The sequence below is a fragment of the Sporosarcina sp. G11-34 genome (assembly GCF_026931025.1).
This window is the reverse complement of record NZ_JAHNZW010000006.1, coordinates 169,812-193,244: the sequence shown is the minus strand read 5'-3', so window position 1 is coordinate 193,244 and position 23,433 is coordinate 169,812. Positions and strand designations below refer to the sequence as shown.

Annotated in this window: 24 protein-coding genes; 16 read left to right on the top strand and 8 right to left on the bottom strand. The window is 40.2% G+C overall.

Annotated features, from left to right (window positions below):
• Window positions 1-28: 28 nt before the first annotated feature.
• Window positions 29-994 (top strand): NAD(P)H-dependent flavin oxidoreductase, encoded by a 966-nt coding sequence (locus tag KSU66_RS10535; RefSeq protein WP_269051406.1) that lies wholly within the window; start codon window positions 29-31, stop codon window positions 992-994.
• Window positions 995-1,009: 15 nt separating this feature from the next.
• Window positions 1,010-1,285: a UPF0223 family protein gene (locus KSU66_RS10530; protein ID WP_269051405.1), complete on the top strand. Its 276-nt coding sequence runs from the start codon at window positions 1,010-1,012 to the stop codon at window positions 1,283-1,285.
• A 32-nt stretch (window positions 1,286-1,317) separates the two neighbouring features.
• Here the strand turns inward: KSU66_RS10530 and KSU66_RS10525 are convergent, their stop codons facing one another.
• Entirely contained in the window at window positions 1,318-1,947 is a 630-nt protein-coding gene (locus KSU66_RS10525) for a YktB family protein (RefSeq protein WP_269051404.1), read from the bottom strand.
• 159 nt (window positions 1,948-2,106) lie between these two features.
• Here KSU66_RS10525 and KSU66_RS10520 point away from each other — a divergent pair, with 159 nt between their 5' ends.
• On the top strand, window positions 2,107-2,304 hold the full coding sequence (locus KSU66_RS10520) for a hypothetical protein (protein WP_269051403.1): 198 nt from the start codon (window positions 2,107-2,109) through the stop codon (window positions 2,302-2,304).
• 121 nt (window positions 2,305-2,425) lie between these two features.
• Window positions 2,426-3,220: an inositol monophosphatase family protein gene (locus KSU66_RS10515; protein ID WP_269051402.1), complete on the top strand. Its 795-nt coding sequence runs from the start codon at window positions 2,426-2,428 to the stop codon at window positions 3,218-3,220.
• Window positions 3,221-3,273: 53 nt separating this feature from the next.
• On the opposite strand, the gene KSU66_RS10510 is transcribed toward KSU66_RS10515, so the two are convergent.
• On the bottom strand, window positions 3,274-3,459 hold the full coding sequence (locus KSU66_RS10510) for a YlaF family protein (RefSeq protein ID WP_269051401.1): 186 nt from the start codon (window positions 3,457-3,459) through the stop codon (window positions 3,274-3,276).
• A 102-nt stretch (window positions 3,460-3,561) separates the two neighbouring features.
• Between KSU66_RS10510 and typA the strand changes: the two genes are divergently transcribed.
• Together typA and KSU66_RS10500 are read left to right on the top strand one after the other, a co-directional pair.
• Complete coding sequence (gene typA, locus KSU66_RS10505; protein ID WP_269051400.1) at window positions 3,562-5,400, top strand: translational GTPase TypA; 1,839 nt, start codon at window positions 3,562-3,564, stop codon at window positions 5,398-5,400.
• A gap of 166 nt (window positions 5,401-5,566) precedes the next feature.
• On the top strand, window positions 5,567-5,938 hold the full coding sequence (locus KSU66_RS10500) for a YlaH-like family protein (protein ID WP_269051399.1): 372 nt from the start codon (window positions 5,567-5,569) through the stop codon (window positions 5,936-5,938).
• A 20-nt stretch (window positions 5,939-5,958) separates the two neighbouring features.
• Here the strand turns inward: KSU66_RS10500 and KSU66_RS10495 are convergent, their stop codons facing one another.
• Together KSU66_RS10495 and KSU66_RS10490 are read right to left on the bottom strand one after the other, a co-directional pair.
• A complete protein-coding gene (locus tag KSU66_RS10495; RefSeq protein WP_269051398.1) occupies window positions 5,959-6,162 on the bottom strand; it encodes a YlaI family protein in 204 nt (67 codons plus the stop codon).
• Window positions 6,163-6,173: 11 nt separating this feature from the next.
• The gene (locus KSU66_RS10490) at window positions 6,174-6,674 is read right to left on the bottom strand and encodes a peptidyl-prolyl cis-trans isomerase (protein WP_269051397.1); all 501 of its coding nucleotides are present in this window, start codon (window positions 6,672-6,674) and stop codon (window positions 6,174-6,176) included.
• Window positions 6,675-6,953: 279 nt separating this feature from the next.
• On the opposite strand from KSU66_RS10490, the gene KSU66_RS10485 reads away from it, so the two are divergent.
• The 3 genes from KSU66_RS10485 (at window position 6,954) to pyc (ending at window position 11,916) form a co-directional block, all read left to right on the top strand.
• Entirely contained in the window at window positions 6,954-7,235 is a 282-nt protein-coding gene (locus KSU66_RS10485) for a YlaN family protein (protein ID WP_269051396.1), read from the top strand.
• Between the two features lie 64 nt (window positions 7,236-7,299).
• Window positions 7,300-8,463: an FtsW/RodA/SpoVE family cell cycle protein gene (locus KSU66_RS10480; protein ID WP_269051395.1), complete on the top strand. Its 1,164-nt coding sequence runs from the start codon at window positions 7,300-7,302 to the stop codon at window positions 8,461-8,463.
• An 18-nt stretch (window positions 8,464-8,481) separates the two neighbouring features.
• The gene (gene pyc / locus KSU66_RS10475) at window positions 8,482-11,916 is read left to right on the top strand and encodes a pyruvate carboxylase (RefSeq protein WP_269051394.1); all 3,435 of its coding nucleotides are present in this window, start codon (window positions 8,482-8,484) and stop codon (window positions 11,914-11,916) included.
• A 112-nt stretch (window positions 11,917-12,028) separates the two neighbouring features.
• Here pyc and KSU66_RS10470 read toward each other — a convergent pair whose 3' ends face one another.
• Complete coding sequence (locus KSU66_RS10470) at window positions 12,029-12,943, bottom strand: COX15/CtaA family protein (protein ID WP_269051393.1); 915 nt, start codon at window positions 12,941-12,943, stop codon at window positions 12,029-12,031.
• A gap of 321 nt (window positions 12,944-13,264) precedes the next feature.
• Between KSU66_RS10470 and cyoE the strand changes: the two genes are divergently transcribed.
• The 6 genes from cyoE (at window position 13,265) to ctaG (ending at window position 19,297) form a co-directional block, all read left to right on the top strand.
• Window positions 13,265-14,182 carry a heme o synthase gene (cyoE, locus tag KSU66_RS10465; RefSeq protein ID WP_269051392.1) on the top strand — a complete coding sequence of 306 codons (918 nt, stop codon included), beginning with the start codon at window positions 13,265-13,267 and terminating at the stop codon, window positions 14,180-14,182.
• A gap of 100 nt (window positions 14,183-14,282) precedes the next feature.
• Window positions 14,283-15,350 carry a cytochrome c oxidase subunit II gene (gene coxB, locus KSU66_RS10460; protein ID WP_269051391.1) on the top strand — a complete coding sequence of 356 codons (1,068 nt, stop codon included), beginning with the start codon at window positions 14,283-14,285 and terminating at the stop codon, window positions 15,348-15,350.
• Between the two features lie 31 nt (window positions 15,351-15,381).
• Entirely contained in the window at window positions 15,382-17,256 is a 1,875-nt protein-coding gene (locus KSU66_RS10455) for a cytochrome c oxidase subunit I (RefSeq protein WP_269051390.1), read from the top strand.
• Window positions 17,256-17,882, top strand: coding sequence for a cytochrome (ubi)quinol oxidase subunit III (locus tag KSU66_RS10450; RefSeq protein WP_269051389.1), 627 nt, complete (start codon window positions 17,256-17,258; stop codon window positions 17,880-17,882). Before KSU66_RS10455 ends, KSU66_RS10450 begins: the two co-directional genes overlap by 1 nt.
• A 1-nt stretch (window position 17,883) precedes the next feature.
• Window positions 17,884-18,231 carry a cytochrome c oxidase subunit IVB gene (ctaF, locus tag KSU66_RS10445; protein ID WP_269051388.1) on the top strand — a complete coding sequence of 116 codons (348 nt, stop codon included), beginning with the start codon at window positions 17,884-17,886 and terminating at the stop codon, window positions 18,229-18,231.
• A 142-nt stretch (window positions 18,232-18,373) separates the two neighbouring features.
• Entirely contained in the window at window positions 18,374-19,297 is a 924-nt protein-coding gene (gene ctaG, locus KSU66_RS10440; RefSeq protein ID WP_269051510.1) for a cytochrome c oxidase assembly factor CtaG, read from the top strand.
• Window positions 19,298-19,819: 522 nt separating this feature from the next.
• Here ctaG and ytvI read toward each other — a convergent pair.
• Both ytvI and KSU66_RS10430 read right to left on the bottom strand, forming a co-directional pair.
• A complete protein-coding gene (ytvI, locus tag KSU66_RS10435) occupies window positions 19,820-20,878 on the bottom strand; it encodes a sporulation integral membrane protein YtvI (protein ID WP_269051387.1) in 1,059 nt (352 codons plus the stop codon).
• A 113-nt stretch (window positions 20,879-20,991) separates the two neighbouring features.
• Entirely contained in the window at window positions 20,992-21,357 is a 366-nt protein-coding gene (locus tag KSU66_RS10430; protein ID WP_269051386.1) for a YugN family protein, read from the bottom strand.
• 211 nt (window positions 21,358-21,568) lie between these two features.
• Between KSU66_RS10430 and KSU66_RS10425 the strand changes: the two genes are divergently transcribed.
• A complete protein-coding gene (locus KSU66_RS10425; RefSeq protein WP_269051385.1) occupies window positions 21,569-22,642 on the top strand; it encodes a CAP domain-containing protein in 1,074 nt (357 codons plus the stop codon).
• A 7-nt stretch (window positions 22,643-22,649) separates the two neighbouring features.
• Here KSU66_RS10425 and KSU66_RS10420 read toward each other — a convergent pair whose 3' ends face one another.
• Window positions 22,650-23,408, bottom strand: a complete 759-nt coding sequence (locus KSU66_RS10420; RefSeq protein ID WP_269051384.1) for an amino acid kinase family protein — start codon at window positions 23,406-23,408, stop codon at window positions 22,650-22,652.
• Window positions 23,409-23,433 lie beyond the last annotated feature (25 nt).

Below are 23,433 nucleotides of genomic sequence, written 5' to 3'. Positions count from 1 at the left end.
ATATATACATATATAAGGGGTGTTTTTGATGGAATGGAAAACAAGAGTAACTGAACTACTTGGCATTCAGTATCCTATTATTCAAGGCGGGCTTGCTTACCTTGCATATGCGGATCTTTGTGCTGCTGTATCTGAAGCGGGAGGGCTTGGTCAAATTACAGCAATGAGCCTAAGTTCTCCGGATGCACTACGTACAGAAATAAAAAAAGTGAAAGAAATGACAGACAAACCGTTTGGTGTAAACTTTGCAATTGGCCAGCATGGACGTCCTTATTCGCATTTAGTAGATGTTGCATTAGAAGAAGGCGTTAAAGTTATGTCGGTAACAGGGGGAAATCCGACGCCGTTTTTTGACCAACTAAAAGGAAAGGGTGTAAAGACGCTCGTACTCGTTGCCGCAAAAAGACAAGCACAAAAAGCAGAAGAGTTAGGTGCAGACGCAGTAATGGTTGTAGGTCAGGAAGGTGGAGGTCACCTTGGTCGTGATGATGTTGGGACGATGGTGCTTGTGCCTCGAGTTGTCGATAGTGTGTCGATACCAGTTATCGCCTCAGGAGGGATAGGTGATGGGCGCGGATGGATGGCGGCCCATGCACTTGGAGCGGAAGGAATTGAAATGGGCACAAGGTTCATAGCTACTAAAGAATGCATTCACGCATCAGATGCATACAAGGACGCGCTAATGACGAGCAGTGAGACGGGAACTACAGTGATCAAAAGAACGCTTGGTGCACCTGCAAGGGCTCTTAAAGGGCCTTGGACGGAGCAAATACTTGCTTTGGAAGCAAAAGGTGCGAAGTATGAACAATTGAAAAGTTATATAAGTGGAGAAACAAACCGTAAGTTTGTTCACGATGGGGACGTTGAAAGTGGTTACGGTTGGGCAGGACAAGTCGTTGGCCTTATTAAGGACAATCCGACTGTTGAAGAATTAATCGGTAGAATGGTAAATGAAGCAGAACAGATTCGAAACGGGTGGAATTTTAACGAGTAAAGGGGATTATTTCGGGTGGATTATAATTATCCTATTGTCGAAGACTGGACAGTTGAAGAGCTTGTAACAGTGATGGAATTTTATGAATCGGTGGAGAAGGCCTATGAAACAGGCATTAGCCGGGTGAAGTTTATGGGGGCATATCGTGCATTTAAAGAAATCGTGCCTTCTAAATCGGAGGAAAAGAAATTATTTAAGGAGTTCGAAAAAGTAAGTGGCTATAGTAGTTATTCGATTGTGAGTGCAGCTAGGGATCTAAAAGATGAAGAGATGATTAAAGGAAAAGTATGAAAAAACACAGAGCAAAATTTGCCCTGTGTTTTTTACATTTTTCCTATTACGACATCATAAACTGGTAGGAGTCGGTCGAATGTATCTTCTGCATAAGCTATAAAGTCATCCTCAGTCATTTTGACCGCATCTTCACGTAAAAGGTGACGTCCGACGAGGAATTCCGCTTTTTTTACTGTATGTAAGCGATCCAGAAGTTTTTCAATTCCATCTGCACCTGCATCGCCAATTTGGGTAGCTTCAGGTTTCATGTGGTCACCGGAAATAATATATGTATCTGGAAGAGATGTTAGAACTTTTTTATGTTGGTCAAGGCGCTCCGCAATTCCTTTTTTATCTGGGTTTTCATAAATCACAGCTAAAATAATGAAAAGATGTGTACCCCATAATCCAATTTGGAAATGTGGAAGTGCTTTATAACCCCGTTTTGCTGGTGCGAAAGCAACCCAACTATCTTTTGGTGGATTTACTGTTCTTCGTGCATGTTTTGCAACATGTGGGAAAAACTCATCAGTACCATAGGAGGAAAGACGATCCGAGAATTGTCTTCCGAGCATATGGAATTTTGGTTGGATAAAACCTTGAAGTGCGTTCATGCGATTTTCCAGACCGTCAATCGAGAAAACTTCGAAGTCTTCAAGCGTCCAAAAATTTTTATGCAAATTTAGTCCCACCTTTGAATTGATACGTTTATCATAACAGAAATAAGGGAATAATCTAGAATAAGAAGGCTTATGACCAGAACAATTGGTTTGAAGCTGCATATTGTATCTATAACTGGGGGAGTATTAATCCATAATGTGAAACGAGGGGTGTCGATTATGAAACAGGTTGTGCACATCATTAGAAAAGCGGATGTTGAGAAGGAATATGTGAAGCTTCTTCATTTGGAAATTGACTATGAGTTAGCCACATTGCATGACGCAATTGTGCGGGATGATGCAAATCAAAAAATGAAGAGTAAACGTAGGTTAAAAGAGATTCATCGCGAATTGGAGACTTTGAATGGGTTCGAGTAACTGCAAAAAAATTAGCAAACAGGGCATCCAAACACAACTTTCCTAAACGGAAACCGTGTTATTGGGTGCTTTTTTCGTTATACTTAATTTGTAGTATACTTAATCAGGGGGATTGAGGCCGATGAACTTGGATGCGATTGACCGTTATGCCAAATCATTGATCAAAGAAGCAGGTCATAAAATACGTGTTTCTTTCTTCAGCCATATACAGATTGATTCGAAATCGAATGCGAATGACCTCGTAACGAATATTGATCGCGAAATCGAGCAATTTTTCATTAGCCGAATTCAAAAAGATTTTCCGACGCATCAAGTTTTTGGAGAAGAAGGTTTCGGCGATGTCGTCACTTCGCTTGATGGGGTTACTTGGATTTTAGACCCAATCGATGGAACGATGAATTTTGTGCACCAAAAACGTAATTTTGCTATTTCCCTTGGCATATATGTGGATGGCGTCGGAATGTTAGGGTATATCTATGATGTAATGCAAGACGATTTGTATCATGCGGCAAAAGGGAAAGGCGCTTATTATAATGACGAATTACTTCCGCAATTGGAGGCAAAGCTGATTACCGATGCAATTATTGGTGTGAACGCAAAATGGGTTGTACCAAACCGGGCTTTAAATCATCATAAGATTACCGAGCTTGTATTGGAGTGCAGGGGAACGAGATCATATGGATCAGCGGCATTGGAGATTGCGTATGTTGCGACGGGTCGCCTCGATGCTTATATGTCTACAAGATTGTCGCCGTGGGATATCGCTGGAGGGCTTGTCATTGGACGAGAGGTAGGTATTTCAGCAACAAATCTAAGAGGCGAAGAATTAGGCCTACTGAAGCAAGAAACATTTCTCATTGCGCGGCCTGAATTGCATGAACATATTTTGAAACATTACATTGAATTGAAAATATGAAAAAAAGACTTTCCAAGAATACGTGGAAAGCCCTTTTGGTAATGGTGTATTGTTTATAATGTGCCTAGCTCTCTCATCTTTTTCTTTGTTTTGAAGCCATATCCCATAACGAGAATGAAAGCAATAATTGCCAAAATAGCACCCGGGAAACTGCGCTCGGCGATAGAAATACCAATTGCACACATCGATAATATAGCAGCAATTGAGAAGAATACAAATACCCATTTGATATCTTTCAAAAAAAATCCCTCCATAATATGTGGAAAAGTTTATTGTAAAGTAACATCTTGTGTTATAATAACACAGTTAACCATGCGAAAAAAGACTAATGGAGTGAAAACATGACAAAATTAAGAAATGATTTAAGAAACATAGCTATTATTGCACACGTCGATCACGGAAAAACAACGCTAGTAGATCAGTTGTTAAAACAATCGGGTATCTTCCGGTCAAACGAACAAGTTGATGACCGCGCGATGGATTCTAACGAAATTGAACGTGAACGTGGAATTACAATCCTTGCGAAGAATACGGCAATTGAATACAAAGATACTAAAATTAACATACTTGATACGCCAGGTCACGCCGATTTCGGTGGAGAAGTGGAACGGATTTTGAAAATGGTTGACGGGGTTATTCTTGTTGTTGACGCATATGAAGGATGTATGCCACAAACACGCTTTGTACTTAAAAAAGCGCTTGAAGAAAACTTGAAACCAATCGTTGTCGTCAATAAAATTGACCGCGATTTCGCGCGCCCCGATGAAGTTGTCGATGAAGTGCTTGAATTGTTCATCGAACTAGAAGCAAATGATGAGCAATTGGAATTCCCAGTCGTTTACGCTTCTGGATTCAACGGAACAGCAAGCCTGACTTCAGATCCAGCTGACCAAGAAGAGACATTAAGAGTTCTTTATGATGCAATTCTTGAACATATTCCGGCACCAATCGATAACAGGGACGAACCGCTTCAATTCCAAGTATCCCTTCTTGACTACAGCGATTATGTCGGTCGTATTGGAATTGGACGAGTGTTCCGTGGAACGGTGAAATTGGGTCAACAAGTTTCGGTAATTAAACGTGATGGTAAAGTAAAAAACCATCGTATAACTAAAATGTCTGGATTCTTAGGATTGAAACGTGTAGACATTGAAGAAGCATTTTCTGGAGATTTGATTGCTATATCCGGAATTGAAGGAATCGACGTCAGTGACACGATCTGTCCAACTGAACATCCTGAAGCTCTTCCTGCGCTTCATATTGACGAACCGACATTACAAATGGCTTTCCTTGTCAACAACAGTCCTTTTGCGGGCCGTGAAGGGAAATGGGTCACTTCAAGAAAAATTGAAGAACGACTTAACCAACAACTTCAAACAGATGTATCGCTTCGTGTTGAATCGACAGGAGCTGACTCATGGATCGTATCGGGTCGTGGAGAATTACACTTGTCGATTTTAATCGAAAATATGCGCCGTGAAGGTTTTGAACTTCAAGTATCTAAACCAGAAGTTATCGTGCGTGAAATCGATGGTAAGAAATGTGAACCGGTCGAACGTGTTCAAATTGAAATACCGGAAGAACATACGGGTACAGTTATTGAATCCCTTGCATCACGCAAAGGTGAAATGATTGATATGGTAAATAGCGGATCTGGGACAGTACGTTTAATATTCATAGTACCGGCACGCGGTCTAATTGGTTATTCAACTGAATTCCTTACAATGACTAGAGGGTATGGTATTTTGAACCATACATTCGATAGTTACCAACCAATGTCTTCAGGACGCGTTGGTGGACGTGCAGAAGGTGTTCTTGTATCTATGGAGAACGGAACTGCTACTCCTTATGGTATTCTGCATGTAGAAGAACGAGGTATCATTTTTGTTGAGCCAGGTACAGAAGTCTACGAGGGAATGATCGTAGGGGAACATAACCGCGATACAGATTTAACAATAAACTTAACAAAAGCGAAACAACAGTCGAATATTCGTACAGCGAATAAAGACCAAACTGTTTCTATCAAAAAAGCACGTATTATGACGCTTGAAGAATCACTTGAGTACCTTGACGATGATGAATACTGTGAAGTTACTCCATTATCTATCCGTCTACGGAAGAAGATTCTTGGGAAAAGTGAACGTGAGCGGGTTACGAAAAAGGCGAAATCTAAAGACTGATTTCATCTGAATTCAGCAGGAGTTCAAATTCCAGCTGAATCCAGATAAAGCCTCCGGCGGATGTCACGGATTTTGAAAGGAGTTAATCGAGCAAGCTCGATTCAAAATCCGAACGCAATTACGCCAAGGCATAATTGATTAATAGTCTATGAAAGGGATGTGTTGAATGAGCGCCAGTGTTGCGGAAACAGAATTCGTATTTGGTCGTATGTCAGGCATTTCACGCTTTGTTTATGAAATTCTTGGAACGACGACAAGTAGTGGTGGGATGGATTATACGACTGCCGGATACGTACTGTTTGCTCTTGTCTTCCTCATGTCAGCAATCGTTTATAAGCTTGGATTTGCAAAGAACTTGAAGCCATTGCAAAGTTTGCTTATCTATACATTTTTATTTATCGGTTGCCTAGTTTTAACGTTTCTCGCGTTTTTTCTTCCCATCGTGGAAGGACTTATCGTGGCGGCACTCATTTTGATTATCTACCGTGTCCGCCGAATGAATGAATATAAAGGTGATAAAAAAGACTCCGTCGCTTAATTGCGAAGAAGTCTTTTTTTTTAAAAGTTTTTTTCGATTGAGTGGGAACTACGTCGGAAGTTAAAGTTACCTGTTGCAATTCGGGCAACTGTCTTCTCAGAAATGCGCTCCGAACATGATGGACACATATATGTGTGAATCGGTCGGTTCCTCAATCTTTTCGCTAAAGGAGCCTCGTCTGGAAGTTGTCCAACTTCGTCACAGATAACACATTTAACTCGCATTGGATTTCCTCCTATTCAACATGTATTGTAACAATATTTCGAATCGGGGCATCGATATTTGAACCGTCTTTGTAAAGTATATGAACGGGACCATCCTCGGAAAGAGGTTTACCATCTTCGCAATATTTTAAAATGATGTTTTCCGCGTCTGCAATTGGAACGGAGTGTTTTTCCCCAACCGAAGTTTCGAAATGAAGGAAGCTAGCATCTTCGTTAGGTTCTGTATTTTTCAGAAAATGAGTTAAGTAAATTCCGTATGTCCCGGTTATAACTTTTTTTTCCTCAAATTGTTTTTCAGTTTCTAACGTAGGTGGAAATGTTGCACCTTCCATTATTTCACGAGACCAATGTTTACCCATACTTTTTTTATATTCTTCCATTTCATCTCTTTCAACGTGACCGCCCGTGAAAAATGTTTCTAAATCGATTCGGCGATCATCAAAAATCCAAATCCCGGGATCCATTGTTATACTATGTCGTACATTACCTTTAATCGGAATAACTGTTTGCAATTGCATTTCCTCCTAATTATCAATTACGCCCCGGCGTAATTGTGTCTGGATTTTGAATTGTGCAGGCACAATTCAAAATCTGTGACATCCGCCGGAGGCTTTATCTGAATTCAGATAAATAAACCGTTTGATTATAGTATAACGCTTTGTAGCAATGGGGAAAAGCTTTCGAGATAGATAGTTGTTTTCAAAGGGGAAAGACTTGCAATTTCTAGGTTCAAAAGATACAATTTATAAATAATCGATGAGAAGAAATAAATGATTGATGGGGGCGTCCTCATGGAGACAGGGCTACAAGAAACATATCAAGAAAAAGCGATGAAGCAACTTCAAATTGATGCGGATAAGATTGCACAATTGATTAAAGTACAGATGGATCATTTGACGATGCCGCAGTGTCCGCTATATGAAGAAGTGCTAGACACCCAGATGTTTGGTCTTGCTCGTGAAATTGATTTTGCGGTAAAGCTTGGTTTAATCGAACGTGTGAAAGGGAACGAAATTCTTTCTTCACTGGAGAAAGAAATGACTGTTTTGCACGATATATATATGAAAAAATAAGCCGAAAACTCAAACTCATTTTATGGTTTGAGTTTTTTGTTTAATGAAGAAGAGGTTCTCACCTATGAAGACGTATTGTAAACGATTTTTACGAAACTTTGACTATCCACTTTTTTTCGCGTATCTAATGTTAACTTTATTTGGCCTTGTTATGATTTATAGCGCAAGTATGATGTGGGCTGTCAATGAGTATAAGCGGGCACCCGATTATTTTTATAAAGAACAAATTTTAAATCTTAAAGTTGCTTATCCGCTATTTCTATTCGCTGCCTTTTTTCCTTATAAACATTACAAGCGGAAAGGTTTAATGGCGTTTGCTGTTGTTTCCACGCTTGTTCTTTTGGGACTTGTTCATATAATTGGCTACGGTGAAGCGGTCGGTGCACGGAGTTGGATGGATCTCGGTTTTGGAAGTATACAACCATCCGAAATAGCGAAGATTGTAATTGTTATTTATTTTGCGGGTGTCTTTGCCAATAAATATAACGCGGGAACGATTGATAGTTTGAATAAGTCAATCGGTCCGCCAATCTTAATACTGACCCTTGCTGTTTTTTCTATCATGATGGAAACGGATATTGGTACTTCTTTGATTATTATTATGGCCGCATTTTCAGTTTTGGCCGCAAGTGGCATTAAAAAAGAAACGTTTTTTAAGTTGAGTGCTTATATATCGTTGGGCTTGTTCTTAGTGGCCACTTTTTTCTACTTTAATTGGAATACAATTATGACTGCAAGTAGAAAAGGAAGACTTGAAGCGTTTTTAAATCCATTCGATTACATAACAGGTTCGGGTTATCAAATAGCCAATGGGTATATAGCGATAGGTTCTGGCGGGATATCCGGTCGCGGACTTGGGAACTCAATTCAGAAAATGGGTTATCTACCTGAACCACATACAGATGTTATAATGGCCGTTATCTCCGAGGAATTGGGACTATTAGGTGCTTTAGTTGTTATTGGTGGTCTTGGATTTATTGTTTTGCGTGCACTAGCGATTGCCCTGAAAGCAAAAGATCCTCATGCAAGGATGCTAGCCGCGGGAATCGGTAGTGTCATAGGTATTCAGACGTTTGTGAATCTTGGAGGTCTGACGGGCTTAATCCCTCTTACAGGTGTGACTTTGCCCTTTATTAGCTATGGCGGAACTTCGCTAATTCTGCTATCGTTAGCTTTAGGCATATTAATGAACGTCTCGATGTTCGTAAAATATGAAAGTAAAAAGTAGAGAAGGAAGTGTTTTTTGTTGGAGAAAATCAATAAAATACTTGTTGCAAACCGCGGGGAAATTGCTATCCGCATTTTTCGTGCATGTACCGAATTAAATATTGCTACAGTCGGAATTTATTCAACAGAGGACAGTGGATCATTCCATCGCTATAAAGCGGATGAATCTTATCTTGTGGGAGAAGGAAAAAAACCAATCGATGCCTACTTGGATATCGAAGGGATTATCGCAATTGCGAAAGATTCAGGAGCAAATGCGATTCATCCAGGTTATGGCTTCCTTGCTGAAAACTCGGAATTTGCACGCCGTCTCGAAGAAGAAGGAATCATTTTTATAGGACCAACATCTACACAACTGGATATGTTTGGTGACAAAGTAAAAGCTCGTGAACAAGCCATTGCAGCCGGACTACCAGTTATTCCAGGAAGCGATGGTCCAGTTTCTTCGGTCGAAGAAGTCGCAATGTTCGGCAAGTCGAATGGATATCCCATCATTGTAAAAGCATCTCTTGGTGGCGGTGGACGCGGAATGCGAATTATTGAGTCGGAAGAGGAAGTCGCCCAAGCATTTGAGCGCGCCAAGTCGGAAGCGAAATCTGCGTTTGGATCGGATGAAATGTATGTTGAAAAATACATCAATCAACCGAAACATATCGAGGTGCAAATTCTAGGGGATATGCATGGGAACGTAGTCCATCTATATGAAAGGGACTGCTCAATTCAACGTAGACATCAGAAAGTCGTAGAAATTGCACCATCTATTTCTTTAGGTAAAGAATTGAGTACAGAAATATGCGATGCAGCCGTCAAGTTAATGAAAAATATTAATTATATTAATGCGGGAACGGTTGAATTTCTTGTTGCGGACGGACAATTTTACTTCATAGAAGTAAATCCACGTATTCAAGTTGAGCATACAATTACTGAAATGATAACGGGTATCGATATTGTACACTCGCAAATACATATTGCGGATGGAAAAAACCTTCACGATGGAGACGCTGGTTTACCCGTGCAAGAGGAGATTCCATTGTTTGGTTATGCGATACAGTCACGAGTAACAACAGAGGATCCTCTAAATGATTTCATGCCTGATACAGGTAAGTTAATGGTTTATCGCTCGGGTGGTGGATTCGGAGTCCGTCTCGATGCAGGGAACGGTTTCCAGGGTGCGGTAATTACCCCGCACTATGACTCGCTCCTTGTAAAAGTATCAACGTGGGGAATGACATTCCGTGAAGCAGCTTCAAAAATGAGCCGGAACTTGCAAGAATTTAGAATCCGGGGCATTAAAACGAACATCCCTTTCCTTGAAAATGTTGTAAAACACGAAAACTTTTTAACGGGTGAATATAACACTGGATTTATCGATTCCACACCGGATCTATTCCAATTTCCAGCGCGCTTGGACAGAGGAACGAAAATCCTGAAATATATTGGGAATGTAACAGTTAACGGATTTCCGGGTATTGAAACAAAGTCAAAACCTGTGTTTCATCCGGTTAGGAAGCCATCGATTGACTTGTTGACACCACCGTCACTAGGAACGAAACAAATTCTTGATGAACAAGGCCCAGAAGGTCTTGTAAAGTGGATTAAAGAACAAGACAACGTATTGCTGACGGATACAACATTCCGTGATGCACACCAATCGCTTCTTGCCACGCGTTTACGGACAGCTGATATTACTGAAATTGCGTCTGAATCTGCAAGGCTTATGCCAGATCTTTTCTCTTTCGAAATGTGGGGCGGGGCAACATTTGACGTGTCATATAGGTTCTTGAAAGAAGATCCATGGGACCGACTCGTTAAACTGCGCGAACAAATTCCTAACGTTCTATTCCAAATGCTTTTCCGAGGGGCAAATGCGGTCGGGTATACAAACTATCCAGACAATGTTATCCGTGAATTTATCAAAAAATCGGCAGATACAGGAATCGACGTTTTCCGAATTTTCGATAGCTTAAACTGGATTAAAGGAATGGAAGTAGCAATTGACGCAACGCGTGAGGCAGGAAAAGTGGCAGAAGCTGCTATTTGTTATACAGGGGATATTTTGAATGATTCAAGAGATAAGTATACGATTGGGTATTATAAAAAAATGGCAAAAGAGCTTGAATCTGCGGGCGCTCATATTCTTGCGATTAAAGATATGGCCGGTTTACTCAAACCAGAAGCAGCTTACCGTCTAATATCTGAGTTGAAAGATACGACTGATTTACCAATTCACCTTCATTCCCACGATACAAGCGGCAATGGCATATACACATATGCAAAAGCGATTGAAGCTGGCGTGGACATCGTTGACACTGCGCTAAGCTCAATGGCGGGGTTAACATCACAACCGTCAGCAAGCTCGCTCCACTATGCGCTAAAGGGCGGCAAGAGGGAAGTTCAAGCGAATGTAGAAGCGCTTGAAAGTTTGTCCTATTACTGGGAGGATGTACGGAAATACTACCAGAACTTTGAAAGTGGCATGAACAGTCCGCATTCTGAAGTATACGTACATGAAATGCCAGGCGGACAATATTCAAACTTACAGCAACAAGCGAAAGCCGTTGGACTCGGGGGCCGTTGGGAAGAAGTAAAAAATATGTACTCTCGTGTGAACTTATTATTCGGTGACGTAGTAAAAGTAACACCGTCATCTAAAATAGTAGGAGATATGGCATTGTTTATGGTTCAAAATGATCTGGATGAAAAATCAGTTTTAACTCGTGGAACGTCTATTGATTTCCCAGAGTCTGTAATTGAATTTTTCGAAGGATATATTGGACAACCTTACGGAGGATTCCCTAAGGAACTTCAAGAAGTAATCTTAAAAGGAAAAGAAGCAATTACAGTACGTCCAGGTGAACTTCTTGAAGATGTAGATTTTGATAAACTAGGTAAGGAATTAAGCGCTAAGTTGGGGCGTCCAAGTACTGATTTGGAAGTACTATCTTATGCACTTTATCCGAAAGTGTTTGAAGAATATGCAGTCATAAACAAAGAATTTGGTGATGTGTCTGTTATTAAGACACCTGAATTCTTATATGGAATGCGTCTCGGAGAGGAAATTGAAGTTGAAATTGAAAAAGGGAAAACACTAATTGTAAAGCTTGTTTCAATTGGTGAACCCCAATCCGATGCAACTCGCGTGCTTTATTTTGAAATGAACGGTCAGCCACGGGAAGTAGTTATCGATGATATCAATGTGGAATCGGACACAGTGCGGAATCTAAAGGCAGATACATCAAATCCAGCACATATTCCAGCTACAATGCCGGGAACTATTTTACAAGTTGCCGTTGCAAAAGGCAAGAAAGTTAAAAGGGGCGAACACCTTCTTATTACGGAAGCAATGAAGATGGAGACAACAATTCAAGCACCTTTCGACGGTATCGTAAAAGAGATATACGTATCTGAAGGGGAATCCATTTCAACAGGCGACTTACTAATTGAATTAGAGTGATAAACCTAAAAAGCACCCAAACACGTTAAATATGCGTGTTTGGGTGCTTTTAAAAAAGGGAACCGTAGAAAATAGTACTAAAAAAGCTGCCTAGATAAAGGCAGCCCAATTACTATTTCTTTGAATTTTGACTTCGTGAAACAAGTAAGACCATATACGTCAATAAACCGAAAAGTAATGAAATAAGCAATGAATGAAGCAAAGCGATATAAAGATTCAAGCTTGTAAGAACGACTGTCATACCTGAAAGTACCTGGCCCGTTACAAGGATGAGTGCGGTAATCCAGCCCCAATAAAAAATCGGCTGATCTTTATAGTGTTTTATAGCGTGGACCGCAATGATAATAATCCAAATGAAAATGATTGCTGCCGCTGTTCGATGACCCATTTGAACCCATTCGTATAAGTTTTGGGGTAATTCGAATTTACCATTGCGACATAATGGCCAATCAGCACAGACAAGACCTGAGTCCGTATGGCGCACAAGAGCACCCGTATAGACTACGACATAAGAGTAAACCGTCACACCGATTGTATGCCATCTTAACCGTTTGCCAACGCGTACCTTTTCGGCATCGAACTTTTTGTCTATTTCAAAGATGAGCAAGGTCAAAAGGAAGACGGATGCAAACGATAAGAGAGAGATACCAAAATGTAGGGCGAGTATGAAGTCGCCTTGTCCCCACATTACTTGAGCTGCCCCAATTAACGCCTGTAGTATAAGGAAGAAGACTGCCATAAAGGAAAGGAATTTGGTTTCTCTTATATGTCCGATTGATTTCCATGACCAAACTGCTAAAATGACAATAAGTATACCGACTGAACCCGTTACGAGTCTATGTGAAAACTCAATAAGTACTTCAGCAGTTATTTCGTCTGGGATAAGTTTGCCGTTACAACCTGGCCAGTGACGACCGCACCCCATACCACTGTCTGTTTTTGTGACAAGTGCTCCACCAAGGAGAATGAGAAGCATGCCGATTGTCGACGCTACGGCGAACCATTTCAAGTATTTATTGTATTTCAAAAAAGACACCTACTTTTTAAATGATGACCACCAATTAAAGGTCCCTGCTTTTTTGATGATAACGAATAAAAGGCGAAAAAACAATGACAAACAGCTTGAAATACGTAAAGAAGCATGTATTTCACAAATTGTTCATAAAAAAGACCCTTATACTTCACAAATGACATCTCTAAATGATTTACTATAGAGAGGATGCTATTGTAACTGTGTCGAAAAACGAGGGGATTCGGAGTAAATTTTGTTTATGTATAGAAATTATGCTCGAATTTCGATATAGTGAGGTAGAGCGGTCTTCACTTATCACTTTGAAGGGAGGGTAATATGTCAAACGGTCGCGTAATATCAACGTCTGCTGAATCAAACGTCGTAACAAAGTCGCTATTGAAAGATTTTTTAGCACTTATTAAAATCGGGATTGTCAATTCCAATCTGATTACGGCATTCACTGGTCTATTTTTAGCAATACAATTAAGTAACGAAGGATTTCTACAAAACCTTGATCTTCTATTTTTTGTACTAGGAGGAACGGGGTTAATCATCGCAGGCTCGGCGGCGCTTAACAATTTAATTGATCGTGATATTGATCCTGTCATGACGAGAACAAAGTCTAGACCGACAGTAACGGGTCGATTTTCAGCACCGGCTGTGTTGGCACTCGCACTCGCTTTTATCGTTATAGGTGAGCTCTTGTTGCTTTCTGCATCGATTGCTGCAGCACTATGGGGACTTGCGGGTATATTTAGCTATGTAGTACTCTATTCTATGTGGTCTAAACGCAGGCATGTTGAAAATACAATTGTAGGAAGTATTTCTGGAGCCATTCCACCTTTAATAGGCTGGGCTGCTTTCGAACCAATGCTTGGAGCAGGCGCATGGGCATTATTTCTTATTATGTTCATCTGGCAACCACCACATTTTTATGCACTAGCAATGCGTAGAACAGAAGAATATCGTGCCGCGAATATTCCAATGTTGCCCGTTGTGAAGGGTTTTGAAAGGACAAAGAAGTCGATGTTGGCATGGGTGATTTTTTTATTCCCACTTCCTTTACTTCTTACAGAACTTGGTATAGGGTTTCTTGTGCTAGCTACGATTCTAAATGTTGGATGGCTTTATTTAGCGCTTAGGGGCTTCAAGGCGAAAGATGATATCAAATGGGCGACATCTATGTTTGTCTATTCACTCAATTATATGACGATACTATTTGTCTCTATTATTATTTTCTCGCTTTTTGTTTAACAATCGGAATTCTTTCTTTGAATAGGAATTCACATAGAGGGGTCATCAGTCCTTAGGGACTAGAAAATAATATTTACAGAAAGAGAGGTATGATTAAGCGATGATGAAAGGACTCAAGAAATGGCGTCTCTTTTCTCTACTAGCAGTTCTAACTGTATTCCTTGCGGGATGTGGTCAACAAGAGTTATCTACACTTCTCCCGGCGGGTCAAGTAGGTCAGGACCAATTTACATTGCTCATGTTAACTACGGGAATTATGTTATTCGTAATTATAGCGGTTATGATAATTTACATAACTGCCATCATTCGTTTCCGACGTTCAAAATTGGGTGAGGATCATATTCCTGAACAAGTTGAGGGAAGTAAGACATTGGAATTGGTTTGGACAGTCATTCCAATTATGCTCGTTCTTTTGCTTGCAGTACCAACGGTTTACTTCACATATAAACTTGGTGACGTGACAGCAATGGAGCATGTCGATGAAGATGGAAATAAAGAAAACTTAGTTGTTGACGTAACAGCAAAACTTTACTGGTGGGAATTTGAATATCCAGAACTTGGTATTGTTACGGCACAAGAACTAGTCGTTCCAATGGATGAAAAAGTATACTTCAACCTTATGGCTGCGGATGTAAAGCACTCATTTTGGATACCAGCAGTTGGAGGTAAGCTAGATAATAACGTTGAGAACGTCAATAAGTTCTACTTAGTCTTCGAACAAGATTCAAAAGACTTGAAGGACGGCGTGTTTTACGGTAAATGTGCTGAGCTTTGTGGCCCGTCACATGCACTTATGGACTTCAAAGTGAAAACGATGCCACGTGCAGAGTTTGACGATTGGGTTGTTGCAATGCAAGCAACCGAGGGTGTTATAGCAGATGCAGCATCTACAGATCAAGGTGAGCAATTGTTTGCTCAAAGTTGTATCGGGTGTCACGCAGTTTCGGGTGTTGGTGAAACAGGTGCACAAGGTCCGAACTTGGCGGCTTTCGGTGACCGTAACCGAGTTGCAGGTTTCATGGATCACACAGAAGAAGATTTGAAAAAGTGGATAAAAAGTCCACAGGATTACAAACCAGGTAACAAAATGCCACCATTTGAGCAATTATCTGATGGTGAATTGGATGCAATTGCTGCTTATTTAATGGGACTAACAGTTGAAAAGTAAGTTAACGTGAATTTGAAAAGGAGGTAACAAAGTGAGTTCAGTTGCTCAAAAAAGAAGTTTTGGCTCGGCACTCTGGGATTGGCTAACAACAGTCGATCATAAGAAGATTGGAATCCTTTATCTCCTTGGTGGGGGATTCTTCTTCCTCGTAGGTGGAATAGAGGCACTTCTTATTCGTATACAGCTTTTAGAGCCGAATAGTGATTTTGTTAGTGCCGGAACTTTTAACGAACTAATTACAATGCACGGAACAACAATGATATTCCTTGCAGCTATGCCTATATTAATTGGGTTTATGAACGTCGTCATGCCCCTACAAATCGGGGCTCGTGACGTTGCGTTTCCGTTTCTAAACTCACTAGGTTTTTGGATGTTCTTCTTCGGGGGACTATTCCTAAACGTTTCATGGCTAGTTGGTCAAGTTCCTGATGCGGGATGGACTTCATATGCTTCTCTTTCCCTTGCATCTGAAGGACACGGTGTCGATTTTTATGCAATAGGGTTACAAATTGCCGGTGGGGGTACGCTAATCGGGGGGATTAACTTCCTTGTAACGATAATTACGATGCGTGCACCAGGAATGACGTATATGCGTATGCCACTCTTTACGTGGACTACATTTGTTGCGTCAGCGATGATTCTTTTCGCATTCCCGCCACTTACGGTTGGATTATTCTTCTTAACATTCGATCGGTTGTTCGGAGGTAACTTCTTCGACCATACGATGGGTGGAAACACGATTATCTGGGAACATATTTTCTGGATATTTGGTCACCCGGAAGTTTATATTTTGATATTACCAGCGTTTGGTATTTTCTCGGAAATCTTTTCGATTTTCTCACGTAAACGTTTATATGGGTACTCGGCGATGGTTTTCGCTACGGTCCTTATTGGATTCCTAGGATTCATGGTTTGGGCTCACCATATGTTTACTGTAGGTCTTGGACCAACTGCAAACGCAATCTTCTCAGTAGCAACAATGGCTATTGCCGTTCCTACTGGAGTTAAGATATTTAACTGGCTCCTTACAATGTGGGGCGGAAGTATAAAAGTAACGACACCGATGCTTTATGCATTAGGTTTCATCCCGACGTTTGTTATGGGTGGAGTTACGGGTGTTATGTTAGGTACTGCACCCCTTGACTACCAATTACATGACTCGTACTTTGTTGTTGCTCACTTCCACTACGTAATTGTTGGTGGTACTGTGTTAGGTATTTTTGCAGGAACACATTTATATTGGCCGAAAATGTTCGGTACAATGTTGAATGAAACACTTGGTAAAGTAACGTTTTGGTTCTTCTTAATTGGATTCCATATGACGTTCTTGATCCAACACTGGTTAGGTTTCTGGGGAATGCCACGTCGCGTCTTTACATACATGGACGGGCAAGGTTGGCACCTGGGGAACGTAATTAGTAGTGCGGGAGCGCTTCTAATGGCGATTGGTGTAATTGTATTGCTTTACAATATTGTTATCACTTCAGTTAAAAATGTACGCGTAGCTAATGATCCTTGGGGTGACGGACGTACGCTCGAATGGGCGATTGAATCACCACCAGTTTATTACAACTTTGCACAAACACCACTTGTCCGCGGACTTGACACGGTGTGGATTGAAAAAATGGAAGGTAATAAATCAGGCTTGACACCAGCAGAACCGGTGCAACCTATTCATATGCCACATGGTTCAATCATACCGATCTTAATGAGTTTCGGAATGTTCATTGCAGGCTTTGGTGCAATGTTCCGCACAGAAACTGCATGGGGTCTTCCATTACTAATATTCGGTATCCTTTGGGTATTTGTAGCAATGGCTGTTCGTTCATTGAAAGATGATTTAGGATATTATGTACCAAAAGAAGAAATTTTAAGAGATATGAAACGTAAAGGGGGAAATAACTAATGGATTTGAATAAAAAATTCACCCCTGAGACGTGGCCGGATAATCCTGAAAGAGCAACGCTTGAAGCGAAAAACAAATTTATTGGTTTCTGGCTCTTCCTTGGTGGAGAGACGATTCTATTCGCAACACTTTTTGCGACATATCTTGCTTTGAAAAACAAAGGTCCAAGTGGTTTTGGTTTTTCTACACAAGAACTATATGAACTTCCGCTTGTATTTGCTATGACGATGCTGCTTTTAACATCTTCATTAACGAGTGTATTCGCGATGTATCATATGAAAAACTATAACTTTAAGAAAATGCAACTTTGGCTTGTAATTACTGCATTCCTTGGTCTTGGTTTTCTTATGCTCGAAGTGTATGAGTTCTCTCACTATGCTCAGCTTGGATTCACATTTAATAACAGTGCATTCAGCTCTGCGTTCTTTACACTTGTAGGGGCTCACGGTTTCCACGTTGCAATTGGGCTTGTTTGGATTACACTTCTAGTTTTACGTAATTCAAAGCGTGGATTGAACTTGTATAACGCACCGAAATTTTACACGTTCTCACTATACTGGCACTTTATTGATGTCGTTTGGGTATTCATCTTCACTGTAGTCTACTTGATGGGAGTGATTGGTTAATATGGCGAACGTTGAAGTTTACAAAAAGTCACCTGCTGAGTTTGAACTTGGTCGAAGACGCGCAAAAAAGTCGATGCGTAGTCAGATAGTCATGTTTTCTTTAATGATTTTCCTAACGCTAGTCTCTTTTACAATGGTTATGGCATATAATGCCGATGTAATAGGGTTCTCTAAATTTTTTGTAATCCCTGCGCTTCTGTTGTTTGCTGGAGTTCAAGTTGGATTACAATTGTACTACTTCATGCATATGCAAGAAAAAGGACATGATACACCGGCAATGTTTATGTACACTGGTGTGCTACTTGCTTTTCTTGTTGTCCTGACGTTTGTAACTATTGTATGGTGGTAATCACCAATATGAAAAGCCTGTGGATGTTTCATTTTCCACAGGCTTTTTCCTATTCTTTTCAATTGTCATACATCGTCCATTGAGTTAAACTAAAGTACGTTTTATAATAGTATTAGACATAATTGAAGGAGTGAGGGCAATGATGCCTTTAAGTATATTCGGATTTCGTGCCTTATGGAGTCCATGGTTTTTCTTGATAGTACTTGGTCTCGTTTTATTGTATTTTCTTTTAACCGTTGTTTGGCGTGATCGATTCGAAGGCTCGGTACCCGTAACTAAAAATCAAATCATCCTATTTTTAAGCGGAATGATTCTTTTATATATTATAAAAGGCTCGCCTGTGGATTTGCTAGGTCACATTTTATTTTCCGTTCATATGGTGCAAATGGCTATACTGCTTCTAGTGGTGGCACCCTTTCTTATTATGGGTATTCCTAATTGGATGTGGAAAAAAGTTTTTGATATAAAAGCGTTAAATATGATTATTGGTTTATTTACAAAACCCGTAATTAGTCTACTTGTCTTTAGTGTCATGTTTTCACTTTATCACTACCCTATGATTTTGGATGCGGTGAAATTGAGTATCGTACTTCACTTTGTGTTTACTGTGACGTTATTCCTTGCTGCGTTATGTCTTTGGTGGCCAATTGTGAATACGCTTGAAGGACAACCACAGCTTCACGGTTTGAAAAAAATCGGTTATATAATTTTAAGTGCGATTTTGATCACGCCAGCGTGTACACTTATTATTTTTGCGGACGTACCCGTGTATGATACATACACAAGCGGGGAAGCATGGCTGAAAGCGATGGCGCTTTGTGTGCCTGCGAGTACGCTTTCAGGTCTTGCCGGGCTAGGTATTTCTGGTCCAGAGCTGTTTACGAATATGCCACCTGTCTATGATCAGCAACTTGGTGGAATTTTGATGAAAACAATACAAGAAATTATTTACGTAGTCGTACTCGGCAAAATCTTCATGACTTGGTTCCGACACGAACAAGAAAATGCAGATGAGATTACAAAAAATGATTTACTGAAACGCCAAAAGTTAACGATGCACGGATAAGTAAATAGAAAAGATGATTAGAATGAGTTTAGGCTCAATTTTAATCATCTTTTTTATTTTGTTTTATGAAAACTTATTCTATATAAACTAAACTAAAGAATCCTTCTCTCTCTCGCTCGGCGCTAGGGAGGAATTGAACTGCATCCCTCTTTAGTCTCATCGCTTCGGCTACCCCAGTAGTCGCCTTCGCTGGATAGGTGTCTAAATAGGCATACCTTATTTCAATACACCAGATTTAGTGGATTCTTTATTTCAACCTATATATAGGCTGAAATAAAGCATGTGACACTTAGTTGATTATAGTGGAGAGCGACGACTCCAGCGGGAAAAGCGCGTCCAGGTGAGACCCCGCAGGAGCTTGCGACGAGGAGGCTCACGGACCGCCCGCGGAAAGCGTCCGCTCGGAACGGAAATCAACGGCTCGGTAAAGTGTCATCAATGAACTTTCCCAGGTTAGAATCTTTAATTCGACTTATATATTTTAAAAAAGTGCTTCCGCAATTTTACTTGTGGAAGCACTTTTTATATTTTGAAATTTAATTTTATGATTCCGGCTTCACGGGCCGTTGTGAATAGAATGACAACGAGTGGCCCGACAAAAAATCCGAGAAAGCCGATTAGTTTTAGTCCTATGAACATCGCAATAAGTGTCGGAAGAGGGGACAACCCAATTTGGGAACCCATCACTTTTGGTTCAACAGTTCTTCGTATGACAAGTAGTACAATAGCTAGTATCGATAACTGTGTTCCAGTGGCTATATCGCCACTTATGAAGTGGTACAGTGCCCAAGGAGCCAAAATGATAATTGAACCCAATATCGGGACTATATCGATAATCCAAATAATAAGTGACATGATGACTGCATACTTTGGTGCGATGAGCATTAGGCCGACAAATGTAACAGCTAATATAATCAAGCTAACGAGCAGTTGGGCTTTCATAAAACCGATAAGGACTCCATTGAGTCTTGTAATCATAATACGTACTTTTTCTGCTGTTTCATTTGTGAGATGTCTAAACAACATCTTCTTAAGATTTGGCAATTCCAACATGAATAAGAAAAGTGCTATAATGTACACGATTAAGCTAACAAGTAGGTTTGGTATATCGGTTGCGAAGGATACAATCCGTTCATAACTGAGCAGATGTAATATGGAAGTTCGCATGGAATCGAAGATGACTTTGGATTCGGATTGAATTGCATTGACAACTTCTAAGGGCATACCAGATGTGTACTGGAAAAGTTTGGCTTGCACATCAATCCACAATCCGGCGAGTGTATTGAAGTATTCCGGCGCCGCTTTTGTGAAATCGATGATTTTGCCAATTAATCGAGTTACAGTAAAGTAAAAAAGCGAAGAAAGAAGACCGATTATAAAGATGAATACGGAAATAACCGCTAAATTACGCTTCCAATTTAATTTATCCTCAGCTAGTCTTACGAGAGGATCGATTAGTAGAGCCGTAAGCAAAGCAAAAATAATGGGTAATGAAACAGGAATAATATAAATGAAAATTATTATGATGATCGCAATACTAAGTGCTATGATTAAGTTGCGTTTCGTTAGCCATTTTGTCACTAGTCATCCCCCTTAAACTTGCATTTACCTAATTCTAGCCAAAATGCCAGTTTTAAATAAGTTTTAAAAAAATCGAAGAACATGAAGTTCTCCGATTTGGATGAATTACGTTATTATTTTTTGAGGTTATAAGGTGTTAATGCACTATTTACAGCTTTCAAAGTTGCTTCACAGTCTTTTACAAGGCTTTTTGGAAAGTTCTCGTCCTCGCCGTATTCAACGCCGTGTGGATAGTAATGTTTTCCGAGAACAGGCTTTTTAAGAATCATAATTGCATCACGCTTGTCAACGTCACCTTCTTTTGTATAACAGAAAACGCGTAAATAGAAAGTCCCTTCTTTCATTACGTATTTCTTGTCGTATGTTGCCCGTTCATAGTCCCATTGGCCAGCGCGAATAAGATCATTGTTTAGCATAATTTCGTCCAGTACGGATATGTCGGCAATAATATTTTCGATACCTGTATTTTCAATATACATGTTACGAATCCTCCTTCAATATATCAATCAGCTATTTCCCTATACCTATCCATAATAGAGCAATTTAGCAATAGTTGCAATGACAAGATTGTGTCAGTAGAATAAGGCTAAAAAGAATGGCTACATCTAAAAAGTATAGCTAAGCAAAACTAAGGTTGAATTTATATAGAAAAAAAGGACTGATAAAATTCATTTGAAAGTAGAGAGAAATATGAAAGTATTTTGGAGAATTATTATTTTATTAATTGTTGTACTATTACTTTTTTATTGTTCAGATAGCCGTATAAAAGAAAACAAGTTATTGGAATCCCCAGTTAAGCAAGGGGCGGCTGTGCCAGTACCCGATAAAGGTGTAGGGGCGGCAATTTCACAGACAGAACGGCCGGAAAAAGGATTGTCGACATTTGTCGGAGAACATGCGGAGAAATTGATTGAAAAATATGGAAAACCAACCCGTAAAGAACCTTCAGCTTATGGCTACGAATGGTGGGTCTATTTAGGTAATTTACACTTTATGGCAGGCGTTACGGATAAAGGAGTAGTCAATCAAGTTTACACGGCAGAAAATACGGCAGATGTTGCACCTTTTGTGATTGGGCAGGATATTCAAGATATTTATCGTTTTACAATTGTAGGTTCGGAAATAGACGTTGTGATTGATGAAAACGTCTATACATTTTCCTTGAATAGTGATGATTTACAAAACCGACTATTAATTATTTATAAAGATTTGTACACCCAATTATACATCGATGGGGTTGAGGGGAAACTTGTGGCTGTACGGTTCTTGGATCCCGAAACGCTTGTCCTTCATCAACCGTATGGAATGACGTATATGGGTGATTTGTTAACCCCACCTGTGCCATCTTCTACAAAACAATTGGAAGTTGACTGGGCGGCGGAACGACAGATATTTGAGCTAACGAATGGGTACAGAAAAAAGTATGGGGTAGAGGGACTCGAAAATGACTATCGACTTACGGTTGTCGCTCGGCAAAATAGTGTGAATGAGGTATTGGAAGGTCATTCGTCTTATGATTCAGTGGAGTCCAATAGTTTAACGGATCGTTTAAAAGAGGCCATGATTGAACATCGAGGTGCGGGGGAAAATATCGCCTTGGATTACGTAGATGGAATCGAGGCAGTCCATGGTTGGCTTAATTCCCCAGCGCATCGTAATGTTTTACTTGATAAGAACTTTACCCATGTAGGAATAGGTGCTTATGGCAAGTATTATACACAGGACCTCGTTCATTTTAATAAGAAAGATCTAAAGCAACAATAAAGAAATGTTAAGGTGTAACCCATGTTCCGTCTTCGTTTCCGGCGATACCTCGTATGTAAAGAGGTATCGCCATTTTTTGTGCAAGAAGCGCAGCCCGTTTTTGAATAATAGGTCGTTCACTGTTTAGAAGAGAAAGGAACTCACTAATCTTCAGCGAATCAATTTTTTTGCTATTCGCCACTTCACGTGGATCGGCAGTCATAACCCCTGGAACATCTTTAAAAAACTCCGCATGTGAAGCGAATAATGCAGAGGCTAGAGAAACTGCGGTCAAATCACTTCCCCCTCTACCAAGTGTTGTGACATTTCCGTTTATGTCCATACCTTGAAACCCTGGAATGATGATACAATCCGTTTCTTTTAGATGACTCAGTATGTTGGAAGGGTCAATTTGAATAATGGCCGCATCACCAAAAACACCATCAGTTAAAATTCCCGTTTGCGTCCCATGAAGAACGGTATTAGTGATTCCGTAATTGTTAAGCTCCGCTGAGAGTACTGAAGCGGCTATAAGCTCCCCACATGAAGCAATAAGGTCTTTTGCTGCAGGATCTGCAGATAGTGCAGGACTCAGGCCTAGAAGGCTGTCCGTGGCGTAGGGATCGCCAAGTCGACCAATTGCAGAAACAACGATAACGACCTTCTTATGTTGTTCGATTCCAATGTTTATATGCTCAATGCATTTCATTCTTATTGTTTCATCTTTCATCGCAATCCCGCCAAACTTTTGAACAATCATTTCGGCTCCCAACTTTCTTCGTGACATTCGTTAGACATTGCTCATACGATAA

Coding starts and splice junctions, on each gene's coding strand:
- KSU66_RS10535 (WP_269051406.1), top strand. CDS start 29: ATGGAATGGAAAACAAGAGTAACTGAACTACTTGGCATTCAGTATCCT.
- KSU66_RS10520 (WP_269051403.1), top strand. CDS start 2,107: ATGAAACAGGTTGTGCACATCATTAGAAAAGCGGATGTTGAGAAGGAA.
- KSU66_RS10515 (WP_269051402.1), top strand. CDS start 2,426: ATGAACTTGGATGCGATTGACCGTTATGCCAAATCATTGATCAAAGAA.
- typA (WP_269051400.1), top strand. CDS start 3,562: ATGACAAAATTAAGAAATGATTTAAGAAACATAGCTATTATTGCACAC.
- KSU66_RS10500 (WP_269051399.1), top strand. CDS start 5,567: ATGAGCGCCAGTGTTGCGGAAACAGAATTCGTATTTGGTCGTATGTCA.
- KSU66_RS10495 (WP_269051398.1), bottom strand. CDS start 6,162: ATGCGAGTTAAATGTGTTATCTGTGACGAAGTTGGACAACTTCCAGAC.
- KSU66_RS10485 (WP_269051396.1), top strand. CDS start 6,954: ATGGAGACAGGGCTACAAGAAACATATCAAGAAAAAGCGATGAAGCAA.
- KSU66_RS10480 (WP_269051395.1), top strand. CDS start 7,300: ATGAAGACGTATTGTAAACGATTTTTACGAAACTTTGACTATCCACTT.
- cyoE (WP_269051392.1), top strand. CDS start 13,265: ATGTCAAACGGTCGCGTAATATCAACGTCTGCTGAATCAAACGTCGTA.
- coxB (WP_269051391.1), top strand. CDS start 14,283: ATGATGAAAGGACTCAAGAAATGGCGTCTCTTTTCTCTACTAGCAGTT.
- KSU66_RS10450 (WP_269051389.1), top strand. CDS start 17,256: ATGGATTTGAATAAAAAATTCACCCCTGAGACGTGGCCGGATAATCCT.
- ctaF (WP_269051388.1), top strand. CDS start 17,884: ATGGCGAACGTTGAAGTTTACAAAAAGTCACCTGCTGAGTTTGAACTT.
- ctaG (WP_269051510.1), top strand. CDS start 18,374: ATGCCTTTAAGTATATTCGGATTTCGTGCCTTATGGAGTCCATGGTTT.
- KSU66_RS10430 (WP_269051386.1), bottom strand. CDS start 21,357: ATGTATATTGAAAATACAGGTATCGAAAATATTATTGCCGACATATCC.
- KSU66_RS10425 (WP_269051385.1), top strand. CDS start 21,569: ATGAAAGTATTTTGGAGAATTATTATTTTATTAATTGTTGTACTATTA.
- KSU66_RS10420 (WP_269051384.1), bottom strand. CDS start 23,408: ATGTCACGAAGAAAGTTGGGAGCCGAAATGATTGTTCAAAAGTTTGGC.